This is a genomic window from Klebsiella sp. 10-1 (assembly GCF_009758445.1).
Taxonomy (GTDB): Bacteria; Pseudomonadota; Gammaproteobacteria; order Enterobacterales; family Enterobacteriaceae; genus Klebsiella; species Klebsiella scottii.
The window spans coordinates 22,459-38,666 of record NZ_WQRE01000001.1; the positions used below are offsets into that span (position 1 = coordinate 22,459).

At 59.6% G+C, this 16,208-nt stretch carries 14 protein-coding genes; 7 read left to right on the forward strand and 7 right to left on the reverse strand.

The features are described 5' to 3' along the window. Positions 1–810, reverse strand: coding sequence for an ABC transporter substrate-binding protein (locus tag GO007_RS00110; RefSeq protein WP_157349052.1), 810 nt, complete (start codon positions 808–810; stop codon positions 1–3). Between the two features lie 273 nt (positions 811–1,083). Here GO007_RS00110 and GO007_RS00115 point away from each other — a divergent pair, with 273 nt between their 5' ends. Next, the gene (locus GO007_RS00115; protein ID WP_095094233.1) at positions 1,084–1,260 is read left to right on the forward strand and encodes a hypothetical protein; all 177 of its coding nucleotides are present in this window, start codon (positions 1,084–1,086) and stop codon (positions 1,258–1,260) included. Between the two features lie 106 nt (positions 1,261–1,366). Here GO007_RS00115 and eutC read toward each other — a convergent pair whose 3' ends face one another. The 4 genes from eutC to GO007_RS00135 all read right to left on the reverse strand — a co-directional run bounded on the left by eutC (position 1,367) and on the right by GO007_RS00135 (position 6,673). Continuing rightward, complete coding sequence (gene eutC / locus GO007_RS00120) at positions 1,367–2,146, reverse strand: ethanolamine ammonia-lyase subunit EutC (protein ID WP_095094235.1); 780 nt, start codon at positions 2,144–2,146, stop codon at positions 1,367–1,369. Positions 2,147–2,157: 11 nt separating this feature from the next. After that, positions 2,158–3,531 (reverse strand): ethanolamine ammonia-lyase subunit EutB, encoded by a 1,374-nt coding sequence (locus GO007_RS00125; protein ID WP_095094237.1) that lies wholly within the window; start codon positions 3,529–3,531, stop codon positions 2,158–2,160. 9 nt (positions 3,532–3,540) lie between these two features. Then, entirely contained in the window at positions 3,541–4,920 is a 1,380-nt protein-coding gene (gene eat, locus GO007_RS00130; protein WP_095094239.1) for an ethanolamine permease, read from the reverse strand. Positions 4,921–5,290: 370 nt separating this feature from the next. Next, on the reverse strand, positions 5,291–6,673 hold the full coding sequence (locus GO007_RS00135; RefSeq protein WP_095094241.1) for a glycoside hydrolase family 28 protein: 1,383 nt from the start codon (positions 6,671–6,673) through the stop codon (positions 5,291–5,293). 236 nt (positions 6,674–6,909) lie between these two features. Between GO007_RS00135 and mmuP the strand changes: the two genes are divergently transcribed. From mmuP to tauD, 6 genes are all read left to right on the forward strand, one after another. Continuing rightward, a complete protein-coding gene (mmuP, locus tag GO007_RS00140; RefSeq protein ID WP_095094243.1) occupies positions 6,910–8,316 on the forward strand; it encodes an S-methylmethionine permease in 1,407 nt (468 codons plus the stop codon). After that, positions 8,303–9,235: a homocysteine S-methyltransferase gene (mmuM, locus tag GO007_RS00145; RefSeq protein WP_095094245.1), complete on the forward strand. Its 933-nt coding sequence runs from the start codon at positions 8,303–8,305 to the stop codon at positions 9,233–9,235. The genes mmuP and mmuM overlap by 14 nt, the downstream gene beginning before the upstream one ends. 221 nt (positions 9,236–9,456) lie before the next feature. Then, positions 9,457–10,419, forward strand: a complete 963-nt coding sequence (gene tauA / locus GO007_RS00150) for a taurine ABC transporter substrate-binding protein (RefSeq protein ID WP_041144238.1) — start codon at positions 9,457–9,459, stop codon at positions 10,417–10,419. Between the two features lie 10 nt (positions 10,420–10,429). Next, complete coding sequence (gene tauB, locus GO007_RS00155; protein WP_095094247.1) at positions 10,430–11,197, forward strand: taurine ABC transporter ATP-binding subunit; 768 nt, start codon at positions 10,430–10,432, stop codon at positions 11,195–11,197. Continuing rightward, positions 11,194–12,021 carry a taurine ABC transporter permease TauC gene (tauC, locus tag GO007_RS00160; RefSeq protein WP_095094249.1) on the forward strand — a complete coding sequence of 276 codons (828 nt, stop codon included), beginning with the start codon at positions 11,194–11,196 and terminating at the stop codon, positions 12,019–12,021. The genes tauB and tauC overlap by 4 nt, the downstream gene beginning before the upstream one ends. Further along, complete coding sequence (tauD, locus tag GO007_RS00165; protein ID WP_095094251.1) at positions 12,018–12,869, forward strand: taurine dioxygenase; 852 nt, start codon at positions 12,018–12,020, stop codon at positions 12,867–12,869. Before tauC ends, tauD begins: the two co-directional genes overlap by 4 nt. A gap of 32 nt (positions 12,870–12,901) precedes the next feature. On the opposite strand, the gene olsF is transcribed toward tauD, so the two are convergent. Both olsF and hemB read right to left on the reverse strand, forming a co-directional pair. Further along, positions 12,902–14,602: a bifunctional ornithine lipid synthase OlsF gene (gene olsF / locus GO007_RS00170; protein WP_095094253.1), complete on the reverse strand. Its 1,701-nt coding sequence runs from the start codon at positions 14,600–14,602 to the stop codon at positions 12,902–12,904. 154 nt (positions 14,603–14,756) lie between these two features. Next, on the reverse strand, positions 14,757–15,731 hold the full coding sequence (gene hemB, locus GO007_RS00175; RefSeq protein ID WP_095094255.1) for a porphobilinogen synthase: 975 nt from the start codon (positions 15,729–15,731) through the stop codon (positions 14,757–14,759). Positions 15,732–16,208: the final 477 nt, after the last annotated feature.

Below are 16,208 nucleotides of genomic sequence, written 5' to 3' on the forward strand. Positions count from 1 at the left end.
TTATTTAGCTTCTATGGTAAACGCGCGCGGCTGTGGGGTTTTGGTCGCCGGGCCGAACCAGACGTCGTAAATTTTCGCAGCCTGGCCGGATTTCTCCAGGTTCACCAGCTCGTCGTTCACCGCTTTCAGCAGCGCCGGTTCGCCTTTCTTCACGCCGACGCCGATCTCTTCTTTGCTCAGCAGATCGGGGATGATTTTAAAGTTGGCCTTATCCGGCGCTTCCGCCAGCAGGCCGGCGAGAATGGTGCTGTCCTGGGTAATCGCCTGCACGTTGCCGTTACGCAGCGCGGTCAGCGCGAGCGGAATATCGTCATAGGAGAGCACGCGCGACTGCGGGAAGCGCTGGTGCAGCGCCTGTTCGCCGGTCGTGCCTTTTACCGCCCCGATGCGCGCTTTGCTGTAATCGTCGAGCTTATCCGCCGATTTAGCCGGCACGAGGAACTGCTGGCCGGTGACAAAATACGGCGTTGAGAAATCAATAACCTGCGCTCGTTCCGGAGTGATGGTGATATCGGCAACAATCAGATCGGCCTTACCGGATTGCAGCAGCGGAATACGGTTGGCCGGGTTGGTGGCGACCAGCTCCAGCTTCACGCCGAGCGATTTAGCCAGCGCCTGGGCGAAATCAACGTCATAGCCGACGATCTGGTGCGTTTTGGGGTCAACCGAGCCAAACGGCGGGTTGGCGTCGAAGGTGGCGACTTTCACCACGCCGGCGGCTTTGATATCTGCCAGCTGGTCGGCCTGAGCCTGCGCGGCAAGCACCAGAATGCCCAGCGCCAGTGCAATTTTTGTTTTTGTCTTGCGCATTATTATATCCCCTGAGTCCCTGTATATGTTTTGTGGTTATTACGCTCCCACAAATTGGCCGCTGACGGCAAAGAAGAAAAAGTTCTTATCTATAGCGAAAAAGAACTTAGCAAGCTCATGGGTATTGGGCGGGGGCAGCGCCTGCGCGGCGAGTCTGGAGAAGACGCGTAATATGCATCTTCCGGGATTGAAAAGACGGAATTGATATTTCCCGACCGTCGCAAGCTGTGGTTGAAATAGAGTCAGGAAAAATGCTTTCCGACGGAGGAAAAAATGAAAGTCGCATTATGGCAACGAGTGACGCGCTGGCTGGCTTCGTTATCTAACGTTGAAGCCGGACAGCAGGATACCCAGCGAATGATGGAGGCCATATTACCGGTCGCCAGCCTGTATGGCATTGATATGGGGAATGTCGAAACACGGTGGTTTCGCCATGATAAAACATACTGAGCGGCGCTGGATGCGCGAAGCCTACTGGAACGAGGTGTGCTTTGTGTAGCAAAAGGCTGCTTGAGGTTGCGGCGATCGGAGTCATCTGCCGCAGCCCCGAGCAGCTTTAGTCTGCCCCAATGACCCGGGGTTTCACCCTGCCATGCAGGGCCGGATTATCGCTTTCATCCTTCAGACGTACGCCGGTCAGCCGGCGCAGAAAAGCCTGCTCCAGCAGCCACGCCAGCTTAAAGGCGGCGGCATCATAGCTCAGTCCTTCCGGGCGAATATTCGAAATACAGTTGCGCTCTGACTCCAGCCGCTGACGATGAGGTTGCCAGGTCAGATAAACTCCCAGGCTGTCCGGGGAAGAGAGCCCCGGCCGTTCGCCAATCAGTATCGCCACCGCGCGAGCCTGCAGCGTTTCGCCAATATCATCCCCCAGCGCTACCCGAGACTGATGAGCCAGCACCACCGGCGCGAGGCTAAGCCCCAGCGTTTGCAGATAGGGCAGCAGGGCGCGGATCAGCGGCAGGGCCTGGCGCTGCACCGCGTAAGAGGAGAGTCCGTCGCCAATCACCAGCAGCAGGTCGGCGGGGCGTGCGCCGCTGGCGGCGAGATCCGCGCGACTCTCATCGTTCAGCCGTCGCCCCAGATCGGGGCGGTTAAGATAGATATGACGATCGGCGGCGGCGCTATGCACCGTCAGCGACGAGAGGCCCAGCTGCGCCAGCGGGGATACCAGCCCTTCGCTGTCAAAGGGCTGGTGGATGGCGTCGCGCGCCCGGGCGTGAGCGAGGCCAAAATTCAGCACCTCGCGGGTTGGCAGGCTGGCGCCGCTGCGGCCCAGCGCAATGCGCGCATCGGTAAATTCACGTAGCGGGTTCCAGGCGTCGGGGCGATTCATACCGGTTCTCCTTACGCCATCACGGAAAGCAGAGGATGGCGGGCGTCGGTCAGGCGCAGCGCGCCGTCCGGGTTGGTTATCTGCATTTTCGTCAGCCAGGCGGCGAACTCCGGCGCGTGCCTGAGGCCCAGCAGGCGGCGGGCGTACAGGGCATCGTGGAACGAGGTGCTTTGGTAGTTGAGCATGATATCGTCCGCGCCGGGAACGCCGATTAAAAAGGTCAGCCCGGCGGCGCACAGCAGGGTCAGCAGGGTATCCATATCATCCTGATCCGCCTCGGCGTGGTTGGTATAGCAAACGTCGCAGCCGATCGGTAGCCCCATGATCTTGCCGCAGAAATGATCTTCGAGACCGGCGCGAATAATCTGCTTCCCGTCATAGAGATATTCCGGGCCGATAAAGCCCACCACGGTATTGACCAGCAGCGGATCGAAATGGCGGGCGACGGCGTAGGCGCGGGCTTCGCAGGTTTGCTGATCGACGCCGTGGTGGGCGTTAGCCGAAAGACAGCTCCCCTGGCCGGTTTCAAAATACATGACGTTGCTGCCGAGGGTGCCGCGGTTGAGGCTCAGCGCGGCCTCCCTGGCTTCCTGCAGCAGCGCCAGATTGATACCGAAGCCGCCGTTGGCCGCTTCGGTACCCGCCACCGACTGGAACACCAGGTCCACCGGCGCGCCGCGCTCAATCAGCTGCAGGGTGTTGGTGACGTGGGTCAGAATGCAGGACTGGGTGGGGATCGCAAAGCGCTGAATAATATCGTCGAGCATATGGTTGAGCTGCGCCAGCACCGGCAGGCTGTCGCTGGCCGGGTTGATGCCAATGACCGCATCGCCCGCGCCGTACAGCAGGCCGTCGAGCATGCTGGCGGCAATGCCTTTCAGATCGTCGGTCGGATGGTTGGGCTGCAGACGCACGCTAAGATGCCCCGGCAGGCCAATTGTGTTGCGAAAGCGGGTGGTTACCTGGCATTTGCTGGCGGCGAGGATCAGGTCCTGGTTACGCATCAGCTTGCTGACCGCGGCCGCCATCTCCGGGGTTATCGCCCGCGCCACCTGCTGCAGGGTGGCGGTATCGGTGGCGTCGTCAAGCAGCCAGTCGCGAAAGTCGCCCACCGTCAGGTGGCTAATCGCCGTAAAGCGGCGGCTATCGTGCGTGTCGATAATCAGCCGGGTGACTTCGTCCTGCTCATAGGGGATCGGGGGGTTATCGAGGATCTCCTTTAGCGGCACCTCCGCCAGCGCCATTTTCGCCGCCATCCGCTCTTCGGCGCTATCGGCGATAATGCCGGCGAGGGCATCGCCGGATCGTGCCGGAGATGCCTTCGCCATTAACGTCTTCAGACTATCAAAGCGCCAGACCTGGCCTGATAGCGTTGTTTTATACATGCCGCCTCCTCAGGAGACTATACGAAGCTGCGGGTCCACCGGCGCGCGCTCGCGGGCCGCCGCGGTTTTACGAAACCACAGGTAGCCGCCGAGCATCATAGCCGCAAAAATCAGCGCCAGCAGCGTGTTGTACCAGACCATGGCCACCAGGCAGAGCACCGCCATCGCCAGAGCGAAGGCCGGCGCCCACGGATAGAGCGGCGCGCGGAACGGGCGAATCAGTTTCGGCTCGCTGCGGCGCAGTTTGAACAGCGCCGCCATCGAGGTGATATACATAACAATAGCGCCAAATACCGACATCGTGACGATGCAGGCGGTTAGCGGCATTCCGCTGATGGTGATCAGCGAGTCGGAGAAAATAGCGGCAATCCCCACCACGCCCCCGGCGAGGATCGCCAGATGCGGCGTGCGGGTGCGGCGGTTGAGCGCCGCCAGGCCGGCAGGCAGATAGCCGGCCCGGGCCAGCGAATAGATCTGCCGGGAATAGCCCATGATAATGCCGTGGAACGAGGCCACCAGGCCGAACAGCCCCAGCCATACCAGCATATGCAGCCAGCCGCTGCTGCTGCCAACCACGATTTTCATCGCCTGCGGCAGCGGGTCGTTGATGTTGGCGAGCGCCCGCCAGTCGCCGACGCCGCCGGCAAACACCATAACGCCGATCGCCAGCACGGTAAGGGTCAGGATCCCGCCGCCCAGCGCGCGGGGGATGGTACGCTGCGGATCTTTAGCTTCTTCGGCGGCCATCGACGCGCCTTCAATAGCCAGAAAGAACCAGATAGCAAAAGGAATGGCCGCGAACATTCCCGGCAGCGCCAGCCCGCTGAAGCTCTCAGCCCCGGCCCAGCCGTTAGCGGTAAAGTGGCTCCATGAGAAGCCCGGAGCGACCACGCCCATAAACACCAGCAGTTCGAAAATCGCCAGCAGGGTGACAATCAGCTCAAAGGTGGCGGCAATACCGACGCCGAGAATGTTCAGCGTCATAAAGATAACGTAGGCGCCGCAGGCCACCCATTTCGGGTCCAGCGCCGGAAACTGTACGTTGAGGTAGGCGCCAATCGCCATAGCAATCGCCGGCGGGGCGAAGACGAACTCAATCAGCGTCGCGAAGCCGGCAATAAAGCCGCCGGTGGGGCCAAAAGCGCGATAGGCGTAGGCGAACGGGCCGCCGGCGTGTGGGATCGCGGTCGTCAGCTCGGTGAAACTAAAAATAAAGGCGCAGTACATGGCGGCAACCGCCAGCGCCACGATCAGAAATCCCAGCGTCCCGGCCTGAGACCAGCCGTAGCTCCAGCCAAAATACTCCCCGGAAATAACCAGCCCGACGGCGATCCCCCACAGGCGGAAACTGCCGAGCGTTCTTTTTAGCGTTGTGGTTTGCTCTGTCATTTTTGCTACCTCGCCAGATAAAGTTACCCGGCTCACCACGCTATTTTATTTGCCAGTTTAGGCCTGGGCAGTGCTCAACAAAATACGCGAGTATTTTGAACGCCCTTTAGGGCGGCCCGCAGGGCGAGCGCAGTGAATAAATCCTCACGTACTACGTGTACGCTCCGGTTTTTGCGCGCTGTCCATGCCCAAACTGCCTGCAACAATGACGCCTGGTGAACCTGGTATTTCAGATATGTGGAGGGTTGCAAAGAGAGTGCCAGGTCAGAGCCCTGATAAATGTGGGGGGTTAGCCGCGGGACGATCCAAAAAAGGGCAGACTGCCTGCGCGAAGATATGCGCCGTGGTGCAGCTGCCCGGAAATGCGGCGCTAATCGAGAACGACGGCGCCTGCGTCTTTTTGAATCACCGGGCCTTCTTTCACCTTCAGGCTGAGCCCTTTCGTCTCCAGCTCGGCGTGGCGAATTCGCAGGCCGCGGGTGGCGTCGATGTTGACGTTGCTAAAGTGGAACCCGCTGAGCGGCGCTTCCGGGGTGCCGATAATATAGGCCGCCGCTTTGCTATCGCCGGTGGAGGTTAAATTCTCCACGGTGATATTGCTGAAGTGCGGGGTCCGATATTTGTCGAACGGCTGTTGCGGGTCGCTGTCCGGCGGATAGATCTGCTCGCCGAGGGTAAACCCTCCGGCCTGTAGCTGTTTGTCGACCTCGGCCTGCACGATAGGCGCGGCCTGGTAGTAAGCGGAGAAGACCAGCGGCACCTCGACGTTATGCATTTTGGTGTTGCGGTAAACGATATTTTTCACCTCGCCGCCTTTGCCGCGCGGGCTCTTAATGCGAATGCCGTACATCGAGCCTTCGAAGGTGTTGTTTTCCACCAGCACGTTATTGACGCCGCCGGCGCTTTCGCTGCCGATAGAGATACCGCGCCCCTGCTTCAGCGTATTGTTGGCGATGTAAATATTCTCGACCACCCCTTCGGGGAAGCGCGGATCGGCTTTCTCCGCTTTGATGGCGATATGATCGTCATTGCAGTCGATATAGTTGTTGGTGATGCGGATGTTCTGGCTGTCGATAGGATCGATGGCGTCGGTATTCGGCGCATGCCACGGGGATAAAATTCGCGTGCCGTTAATGTCGATATCATGCGCGTAGCGGGTGACGATGTGGAAGCTGGGAGAGTGGGTGAGGGTCACGCCGTCGATCAGCACGTTGTTCGAGCGGGTGATGTAGATCAGCCGCGGCCGGTCGGTGCCGCCTTTCTTGCCGCTGGCGCGAATGTTTTCTCGCCAGCGCTCCCACCATACCGCCCCCTGGCCGTCAATCGTCCCTTCACCAACGATAGCGACGTTTTGCGCATCGGCGATGCTGATAAACGGCAGCCAGCCGTTTTCCGCTGCGGCATATTTCGTTTTTTCATCTCCGCGCCAGGCTGCGATTTCGCTTGCGGCGATCAGCGTCGCGTCTTTCTCCAGCTTGAGCCGAATATTGCTCTTCAGAAACAGCGGGTTGGTCAGATAGTTTCCTCTCGGGACCAGCACCGTACCGCCCCCTGCGGCGGCGCAGTCGTCAATCGCTTTTTGAATGGCGTCGGTATTCAGCGCAATCTGCAGCCGCTGGCCTTCTGCGCCGTAGCGGGTGATGTCGCAGACTTTATCCGCGAACGTCACCTTGCTGGCGGCGAGAGCCGCCTGAAAGGGGATAGCGCCGGCGATAGCGGCGGCAGCCAACAGAGGAAAGGTGCGGGTCGTCATCTGATTATCCTTTTTAGGTGTTGTGTTTTGTAAAAATAGCAACATTGTTTTATTTTTGTGTTTATGCCGATCACGTTTTGCCTTTTGTCGTTTAAATGCCCAGATTCAGCGCTCGTTTTTCGGGCAAACGCCCGTAAAACGGCGTGAAAACCGGCGCTAGTTTTGCAATTTCATCTTCGGCGCGGTATAACTGCACCTCTTTGGATGTTTAGATGTCCATACGTTTAGAAGGTAATATGCAAAGTACACCGCAGCAGGGTGAGCCGCTGAAGCGCACCATGAAAACCCGCCACCTGATCATGCTCTCGCTGGGCGGCGTGATTGGCACCGGCCTGTTCTTTAATACCGGCTATATCATCTCTACCACCGGGGCGGCGGGAACGCTGCTGGCCTATCTGATTGGCGCGCTGGTGGTCTGGCTGGTGATGCAGTGCCTCGGCGAGCTGTCGGTGGCGATGCCGGAGACCGGCGCGTTTCACGTCTACGCCGCCCGCTATCTCGGCCCGGCAACGGGGTACACGGTAGCCTGGCTCTACTGGCTGACGTGGACGGTGGCGCTCGGTTCGAGCTTTACCGCCGCCGGTTTCTGTATGCAGTACTGGTTTCCGCAGGTGCCGGTGTGGGTATGGTGCGTGGTGTTCTGCGCGGTGATTTTTATCCTCAACGTCATCTCTACCCGCTTCTTTGCCGAAGGCGAGTTCTGGTTCTCGCTGGTCAAAGTCATCACCATCATCGCCTTTATTATTCTCGGCGGGGCGGCGATATTCGGCATTATCCCGATGCAGGACGGCTCGCCGGCCCCGGGGCTGCGTAACCTGACCTCTGAAGGCTGGTTCCCGCACGGCGGCCTGCCGATCCTGATGACTATGGTGGCGGTGAACTTCGCCTTCTCCGGTACCGAGCTGATCGGCATCGCGGCGGGTGAAACGCAAAACCCGCATAAGGTCATCCCGATCGCCATTCGAACCACCATCGCCCGGCTGATTATCTTTTTTATCGGCACCGTGTTTGTGCTGGCGGCGCTGATCCCGATGCAGCAGGCGGGGGTGGAGAAAAGCCCGTTTGTGCTGGTCTTTGAAAAGGTTGGCATTCCCTACGCGGCGGATATCTTTAACTTCGTGATCCTGACGGCGATTCTGTCGGCGGCCAACTCCGGCCTCTACGCCTCCGGGCGGATGCTGTGGTCGTTGGCGAACGAACGGACCCTGCCGGCGTGCTTTGCCAAAGTGACCAGGAACGGCGTGCCGCTGACCGCGCTGTCGGTGAGCATGCTCGGCGGCGTGCTGGCGCTGTTTTCCAGCGTTATTGCGCCAGATACGGTATTTGTCGCGCTGTCGGCGATCTCCGGCTTTGCGGTGGTAGCGGTGTGGCTAAGCATCTGCGCCTCGCACTTTATGTTCCGTCGTCGCCATCTCCAGCAGGGGAAAGCCCTGAGCGAGCTGCACTATCGCGCCCCTTGGTATCCGCTGGTGCCGGTGCTGGGGTTCATTTTATGCCTGGTGGCCTGCGTGGGCCTGGCGTTTGACCCCAGTCAGCGAATTGCGCTGTGGTGCGGAATTCCCTTCGTGGCACTGTGCTATGGTGTCTGGTATCTGACTCACGCACGACAACTTAACAGGGAGCAACAGCATGTCGCAGATTAACCCGTTAACCTCTATCCTTGCCCGCGAGCCCTTTGTGCTGCTCGACGGCGCGATGGCGACGGAGCTGGAAGCGCGCGGCTGTAACCTGGCCGATAGCCTGTGGTCAGCGCGGGTACTGCTGGAAAATCCGCAGCTGATTCGCGACGTGCACCTGGACTATTTCCGCGCCGGAGCGCAGGTCGCGATCACCGCCAGCTATCAGGCAACCCCGGCGGGCTTCGCCGCCTGCGGGCTGGACGAGGCGAAGTCGAAAGCGCTGATTGGGAAAAGCGTTGAGCTGGCGCGTAAAGCGCGGGAGGCGTACCTTGCGGAAAACCCGCAGGCCGGCACGCTGCTGGTCGCCGGTTCGGTGGGGCCGTACGGCGCGTATCTCGCCGATGGTTCGGAATATCGCGGCGATTATCAGCGCAGCGCGGAGGATTTTCAGGCCTTCCATCGCCCGCGCGTTGAAGCGCTTCTCGATGCCGGAGCCGATCTGCTGGCCTGCGAAACCCTGCCGTCATTTGCCGAAATTAAGGCGCTGGCGGCGCTGCTGACGGCGTACCCGCGCGCTCGCGCCTGGTTCTCGTTTACCCTGCGCGACGCTGAGCATCTCAGCGACGGCACGCCGCTGAGCGAAGTGGTGGCGGCGCTTGCGCACTATCCGCAGGTGGTGGCGCTGGGCATTAACTGTATTGCCCTGGAGAACACCACCGCCGCGTTACGGCACCTGCACGGTTTGACCGCGCTGCCGCTGGTGGTCTATCCCAACTCCGGGGAGCATTACGACGCGGTGAGTAAAACCTGGCACCATCACGGCGAGTCCTGCATCGCCCTGAGCGAGTATCTGCCGCAGTGGCTGGCGGCGGGGGCAAAACTGATTGGCGGCTGCTGCCGCACCACGCCGAAAGATATTGCCGCGCTGGCGGCCAAACGCTGACCGGTCTCCCGGCCGCGGCGCAGCGCGTCGCCGGCCGGGGATCTCCCCGCTCGCGCTATGCTTACCGGGCCAGCGCTTCTGCTACTCAATCCCCATTTTTAACTATCGTTTGCCAGTTTTTTTCTAATGACGATTGGCTATTAGCCAGAATTTTTAATTACTTCATCAAACGCATCAGGCCGGAAATACTGCACCCATAACAACGAAGGGGAGCAGACACTATGGCACACGCATCGCGCATTACACTTTTCGCCGCCCTGGCTTTCGCCGCTTTTCAGGCGCAGGCGGTCAACGTCACCGTGGCGTATCAAACCTCTGCCGAGCCGGCGAAAGTCGCTCAGGCTGACAATACCTTTGCCAAAGAGAGCGGTGCGACCGTTGACTGGCGCAAGTTCGACAGCGGGGCGAGCATCGTACGCGCGCTGGCTTCCGGCGATGTCCAGATCGGCAACCTCGGCTCCAGCCCGCTGGCGGTAGCCGCCAGTCAGCAGGTGCCGATTGAAGTCTTCCTGCTGGCCTCAAAGCTCGGTAACTCCGAAGCGCTGGTGGTGAAAAAGAGCATTACTAAACCCGAAGATTTGATTGGTAAGCGCATCGCGGTGCCGTTTATCTCCACCACCCACTACAGCCTGCTGTCGGCGCTGAAGCACTGGGGCATTAAGCCGGGCCAGGTACAGATTATCAACCTGCAGCCGCCGGCGATTATTGCTGCCTGGCAGCGCGGGGATATCGACGGCGCCTACGTCTGGGCCCCTGCGGTCAACGCGCTGGAAAAAGAGGGCAAGGTGCTGACCGATTCGTCTCAGGTCGGCGAGTGGGGTGCGCCGACGCTGGACGTCTGGGTGGTGCGTAAAGACTTTGCCGAGAAGCATCCTGAGATTGTGAAAGCCTTTGCGAAGAGCGCTATCGACGCCCAGCAGCCCTACATCGCTAACCCTGATGCATGGCTGAAGCAGCCGGAAAATATCAGCAAGCTGTCGCGCTTAAGCGGCGTGCCGGATGCGGACGTCCCGGGGCTGGTGAAGGGCAATACCTACCTGACCGCGGCGCAGCAGGCGCAGGAGCTGAACGGACCGGTGAACAAAGCGATTATCGATACGGCTAAGTTCCTCAAAGAGCAGGGCAAAGTACCCGATGCCGGCGCCGATTACAGCCAGTACGTTACCGACCGTTTTGTGAAATAAGGAGGTCACGATGCTGCAAATCTCGCATCTCTTTGCCGACTACGGCGGCAAACCGGCGCTGGCGGATATCAACCTGACGCTGGACAGCGGCGAACTGCTGGTGGTTCTTGGACCGTCGGGCTGCGGTAAAACCACGCTGCTGAACCTGATTGCCGGATTCGTGCCTTATCAGCACGGCAGCATCGTCCTTGAAGGGCAGCGCGTAACGGGACCGGGCGCCGAACGCGGCGTGGTCTTTCAGCATGAAGGATTGCTGCCGTGGCGTAACGTGCAGGATAACGTGGCGCTGGGGCTGCAGCTGGCGGGCGTGGACAAAGCGCTCCGCCGGGAAACGGCGGCGCAGATGCTGAAGAAGGTGGGTCTCGAAGGGGCGGAAAAACGCTTTATCTGGCAGCTTTCCGGCGGCCAGCGCCAGCGGGTGGGGATTGCCAGAGCGCTGGCGGCCAACCCGCAGTTGCTGCTCCTTGATGAGCCGTTCGGCGCGCTGGACGCCTTTACCCGTGAACAGATGCAAACCCTGCTGCTCGGCCTGTGGCACGAGACCGGCAAGCAGGTACTGCTTATCACCCATGATATTGAAGAGGCCGTGTTTATGGCCACCGAGCTGGTGCTGCTGTCGCCCGGCCCGGGGCAGGTGCTGGAGCGACTGCCGCTCGACTTTGGCCGCCGCTTCGTTGCCGGTGAGTCCTGCCGCAGCATTAAATCCGATCCGCGGTTTATCGAGCAGCGTGAATACGTGCTGAGCCGGGTATTTGAACAACGGGAGGCCTTCTCATGAGCGTGGTCATCAATGATAAACCGCGTCGGCGGCCGCTGAAGTGGCGCTGGCCTGTTTCCCGTCAGCTGACGCTGAGCGTGGCGACGCTGGCGGTGCTGCTGGCTATCTGGTGGGCCGTTGCGGCGTTACAGCTGATTAGCCCGCTGTTTCTGCCGCCGCCGGGCCAGGTGCTGCGCAAGCTGATAACCATTGCCGGCCCGCAGGGCTTTATGGATGCCACCCTCTGGCAGCATCTGGCGGCGAGCCTGACGCGGATCGTGATAGCGCTGCTGGCGGCGGTGCTGCTCGGCGTTCCGGTGGGGATCGCGATGGGGCTCAGCCCGACGGTGCGCGGCATTCTCGATCCTTTAATTGAGCTGTACCGCCCGGTGCCGCCGCTGGCCTATCTCCCGCTGATGGTTATCTGGTTCGGCATCGGCGAGACGTCGAAGATCTTATTGATCTATCTGGCGATCTTCGCCCCGGTGGCGATGTCGGCGCTGGCGGGGGTGAAAAGCGCCCAGCAGGTGCGCATTCGCGCCGCGCAGTCATTAGGCGCCAGCCGCGCGCAGGTGCTGTGGCTGGTTATTTTACCCGGCGCTTTACCGGAGATCCTCACCGGCCTGCGCATTGGTCTTGGCGTGGGTTGGTCAACGCTGGTGGCCGCGGAGCTGATTGCCGCCACCCGCGGGTTAGGCTTTATGGTGCAATCCGCCGGCGAATTTCTGGCAACCGACGTGGTGCTGGCCGGGATTGCGGTGATTGCGATTATTGCGTTTCTGTTGGAACTGGGGCTGCGCGCGCTGCAGCGCCGCCTGACGCCCTGGCATGGAGAAGTACAATGAGTGAACGTCTGAGCATTACCCCGCTGGGGCCCTATATTGGCGCGCAGATAGCCGGCGTGGACCTCGCGCGTCCTCTGAGCGATAACCAGTTTGAGCAACTGTATCATGCGGTGCTGCGCCATCAGGTGGTGTTCCTGCGCGAGCAGAATATTACCCCGCAGCAGCAGCGTGATTTTGCGCTACGCTTTGGCGATCTGCATATTCATCCGGTCTATCCCCACGCGCCCGGCGTCGACGAAATTATCGTGCTCGACACCCATGATGATAATCCGCCGGATAACGACAACTGGCATACCGATGTCACTTTCATCGAGACGCCGCCTGCCGGCGCGATTCTGGCGGCAAAAGAGCTGCCGTCCACCGGCGGCGACACCCTGTGGGCCAGCGGCGTCGCGTCGTACGAAGCGCTTTCCGCACCTTTTCGTCAACTATTGAGTGGTCTGCGGGCGGAGCATGATTTCCGTAAATCGTTCCCGGAGTATAAATACCGCAACAGCGAAGAGGAGCACCGGCGCTGGCTGGAGGCGGTGGCGAAGAACCCGCCGCTGCTGCATCCGGTGGTGCGCACTCATCCGGTGACCGGCAGGCAGGCGCTGTTCGTTAACGAAGGGTTTACCACGCGCATCGTTGACGTGACGGAGAAAGAGAGCGAGGCGCTGCTGAACTTCCTGTTTAGCCATATAACGAAACCGGAGTTTCAGGTGCGCTGGCGCTGGCAGCCGAACGATGTGGCGATTTGGGATAACCGCGTCACCCAGCATTACGCCAACGCCGATTATCTGCCGCAGCGGCGCATTATGCATCGGGCGACGATCCTCGGCGATAAGCCGTACTATCGCGCCGGTTAAAACCTGCGGCAGCGCGCCGCAGGCCGGGCTGATTACAGATGCGCGCCGATATAGCGCTGATAGCGGTTGGCTTTTAAAAACGTCAAATCCACCAGCACCAGCCCGTCCACGCAGTTGTTAAAATCAGGGTCGCTGCCGAAGTCGATAAACTGCACGCCGCCCGGTTCACACACCTCGGAATATTGCTTATACAGCGGCGGAATGGCGCAGCCGAGATTACCGAGCAGCGACTTCAGGCGGGTGAGATCTTCGGCATAATCCTCGCCGCTAAACTGCGCCAGCACGTCGGGCAGCGAAGCGGGATAGGGACGGCGCGACTCCGCCAGCGGGTGGGTCGCCGGGAACCACAGACGATAGAAGGCCACCAGCAGATCGCGGGCCGCTGGCGGCAGGCCGCCGGAAATCGACACCGGGCCGAACAGATAGCGGTAGTGCGGGTAGCGTGCGAGGTACGCGCCGATCCCCGACCACAGATAATCCAGCCCGCGTCGTCCCCAGTAGCGCGGCTGGATAAAGCTGCGCCCCAGCTCAATACCGTGGCGGAGAATATCCTCCATCCGCTGGTCGTAATGGAACAGGCTATAGCTGTAAATGCCCTCCAGCCCGCGCTTTTCCAGCTGCATTGCGGTAGGCATAAAGCGATAGGCGCCGACGATTTCCAGATCCTCTTCATCCCACAGAATCAGGTGCAGATAATCATCGTCGTAGCCGTCGACGTCGCGACGTTTGCCGCTACCTTCGCCCACCGCGCGGAAAGCGATCTCCCGCAGGCGGCCGAGCTCGCGCAGCAGCGGGGCGTCGTCCTGACCGTTGCGCTGCCACAGGTAGATGGTTTTGCCGTCGGCGGTGTGCCCCAGACACTCCGCGCGGTGTAGCTCGCGTTTTATCAGCGCCCGATCTTCAGGGCGGGCGATGGCGCTTTCCGTTTTGAATATGCCCGCCTGACCTTTGCCCATCAGTTCGACGTGGCGATAGCATCGATCCGCCAGCTCCCGAGGAGACATCTGCGGGCTATACCAGCTGGACCAGGCAATCTGCTGGCCAATGCCGATCGGCAGGCTGCTGTTGCGGCGACGAAACATTTGCTGCATGAGCAGCAGTAGCGGCAGGTTTTCTGAGAGCAGGGTGCTGGCGTAGAACAGGGCGCTGTTGTGCGCGCGGATCCACACCGGCAGCAGCGGGGCGCGATATTTGGTCGCCAGCTTGATAAAGCCGGGGTGCCATTTCTTATCGCGGATCCCCCGGCGCGTCGGGCGCGAGACCTCACCTGCCGGGAAAAAGATCAGCACGCCGCCGTTTTGTAGCTGCCGATCCATTTGCTGCAGCGCGGCTTTAGCGGTGCGGCCGTTGATATTATCGACCGGAATGAACAGTGAGCTGAGCGGCTCAAGGTGGGTCAACAGGCGGTTGGTCACGACTTTAACATCGCGACGAACGCGGGAGACGGCATAAAGTAGCGCAAGGCCGTCCAGGGTACCGGTAGGATGATTGGCAACGATCACCAGCGGGCCGTGTTCAGGAATTTGTTCCAAATCGTGCGTCGGAATAGCGCAGCGAATATTAAGGTGTTCCAGCACCTGTTCGACCGTATCGAGCCCCTTCAGATGGCGATGGCGGGCGGCAAATTGTTGAAACTCTTCCTCATGGAGCAGTTTTTTTAGCAGCTTCTTTTGCCAGGCGGCGGGCCTGGCCTGAGGCCACAGGTCGTCGAGTACATGATCGAGACTAAACATAGCGCTTCCTCCTCCGTCCTGCCGAGACAGTAGAAGGCGGAAGTGTCGCTTATATTGCAGTTGGGTGAAGATTCGGTATTGGCAGACCCGAAAGCGCGACGCAGGTCAGGAAAATTCCCGGCCTGCGGCCTGCGGCGTGGAACGGGTAGCGGGGTTAACGCAGGATTTTCTTTTCGGCCAGGTCAAGGGCGAAATAGCTGAAGATCAGATCCGCGCCGGCGCGCTTAATGGCGCCAAGACTTTCCAGAACCACTTTTTCTTCATCGATGGCGCCCGCCTGGGCGGCAAATTTGATCATCGCGTACTCACCGCTGACCTGGTAGGCGCCGAGCGGCAGATTGCTGCGCTCGCGGATATCGCGCAGGATATCAAGATAGGCGCCGGCCGGTTTCACCATCAGGCAATCAGCGCCCTGGGCTTCATCCAGCAGGGACTCGCGAATCGCTTCCCGGCGGTTCATCGGGCTCATCTGGTAGGTTTTACGATCGCCCTTCAGCGCGGTACCCGCCGCTTCACGGAACGGGCCGTAGAACGATGAGGCAAACTTAGTGGAGTAAGACATAATGGCCGTGCGGGTAAATCCAGCGGCGTCCAGCGCCTGGCGAATAGCCTGTACCTGACCGTCCATCGCAGCGGATGGCGCAATAAAATCAGCGCCGGCCGCTGCCGCAACAACCGCCTGCTTACCGAGGTTCACCAGGGTCGCATCGTTGTCTACGCCGTGCTCGCAGAGTACGCCGCAGTGGCCGTGGGAGGTGTATTCGCAGAAGCAGGTATCGGACATCACGATCATCTCCGGTACCGCCTCCTTACAGATACGCGACATCCGCGCGACCAGGCCGTTTTCGTTCCAGGCATCGCTGCCGTTGGCATCGGTGTGATGGGAAATACCGAAGGTCATAACCGAGCGGATGCCGGCGTTGGCGATACGCTCGATTTCACGCGCCAGGTGCTTCTCCGGGATGCGCATCACGCCGGGCATGGCTTCGATGGCTTTGTAATCGTCGATTTCTTCTTCAACAAAGATCGGCAACACCAGGTCATTCAAACTCAGTGTTGTCTCTTCAAACATGGCTCGTAGCGAAGCGGACTGACGCAAGCGGCGCGGGCGAGTGATTAAATCTGTCATGGTTTGCCTGATTTTGTGAAATGAAAGACTGCAGTATACCTGAACCTGAGGGCCGACGTTTTACGAAAGTGGCTTAAAATCCCCCTCGCCGGATGGCGCTGACAATAATAATGAGCACCGAAATTTAATACGCATGACGAATGTTTATATTCGCAGGTGATGTTTTTGTTTTGTTGATTATTTTAAATGTCGAGGCGGCTTGTTGATTTTATGCGGAATTAAGACGCTGAGCTGTTTATTCACTGATGTTCTGTTTGTGGGTTAATATATTTGTTTGTTATATGTTTGATTTTGCATTTCTAATCCTCTGAAAATAGTGATTTTAATTATCCCTCACCAGAAAGAATCCCGATGAAGATATTGTCCGGTTTCGGACTTTGGCTAAAGAATAATTGAACCTTTAACTGGTGACGCCGCATAATCGTTCCGCGAAGCATAATAATGTTCTTCTCAGTATTGATAATTGATGGATCAACT

Coding starts and splice junctions, on each gene's coding strand:
- eutC (WP_095094235.1), bottom strand. CDS start 2,146: ATGAATCGCCCCGACGCCTGGAACCCGCTACGTGAATTTACCGATGCG.
- mmuP (WP_095094243.1), top strand. CDS start 6,910: ATGCAAAGTACACCGCAGCAGGGTGAGCCGCTGAAGCGCACCATGAAA.
- olsF (WP_095094253.1), bottom strand. CDS start 14,602: ATGTTTAGTCTCGATCATGTACTCGACGACCTGTGGCCTCAGGCCAGG.
- GO007_RS00125 (WP_095094237.1), bottom strand. CDS start 3,531: ATGTATAAAACAACGCTATCAGGCCAGGTCTGGCGCTTTGATAGTCTG.
- tauA (WP_041144238.1), top strand. CDS start 9,457: ATGGCACACGCATCGCGCATTACACTTTTCGCCGCCCTGGCTTTCGCC.
- tauB (WP_095094247.1), top strand. CDS start 10,430: ATGCTGCAAATCTCGCATCTCTTTGCCGACTACGGCGGCAAACCGGCG.
- hemB (WP_095094255.1), bottom strand. CDS start 15,731: ATGACAGATTTAATCACTCGCCCGCGCCGCTTGCGTCAGTCCGCTTCG.
- eat (WP_095094239.1), bottom strand. CDS start 4,920: ATGACAGAGCAAACCACAACGCTAAAAAGAACGCTCGGCAGTTTCCGC.
- tauC (WP_095094249.1), top strand. CDS start 11,194: ATGAGCGTGGTCATCAATGATAAACCGCGTCGGCGGCCGCTGAAGTGG.
- GO007_RS00115 (WP_095094233.1), top strand. CDS start 1,084: ATGAAAGTCGCATTATGGCAACGAGTGACGCGCTGGCTGGCTTCGTTA.
- GO007_RS00110 (WP_157349052.1), bottom strand. CDS start 810: ATGCGCAAGACAAAAACAAAAATTGCACTGGCGCTGGGCATTCTGGTG.
- tauD (WP_095094251.1), top strand. CDS start 12,018: ATGAGTGAACGTCTGAGCATTACCCCGCTGGGGCCCTATATTGGCGCG.
- GO007_RS00135 (WP_095094241.1), bottom strand. CDS start 6,673: ATGACGACCCGCACCTTTCCTCTGTTGGCTGCCGCCGCTATCGCCGGC.
- mmuM (WP_095094245.1), top strand. CDS start 8,303: ATGTCGCAGATTAACCCGTTAACCTCTATCCTTGCCCGCGAGCCCTTT.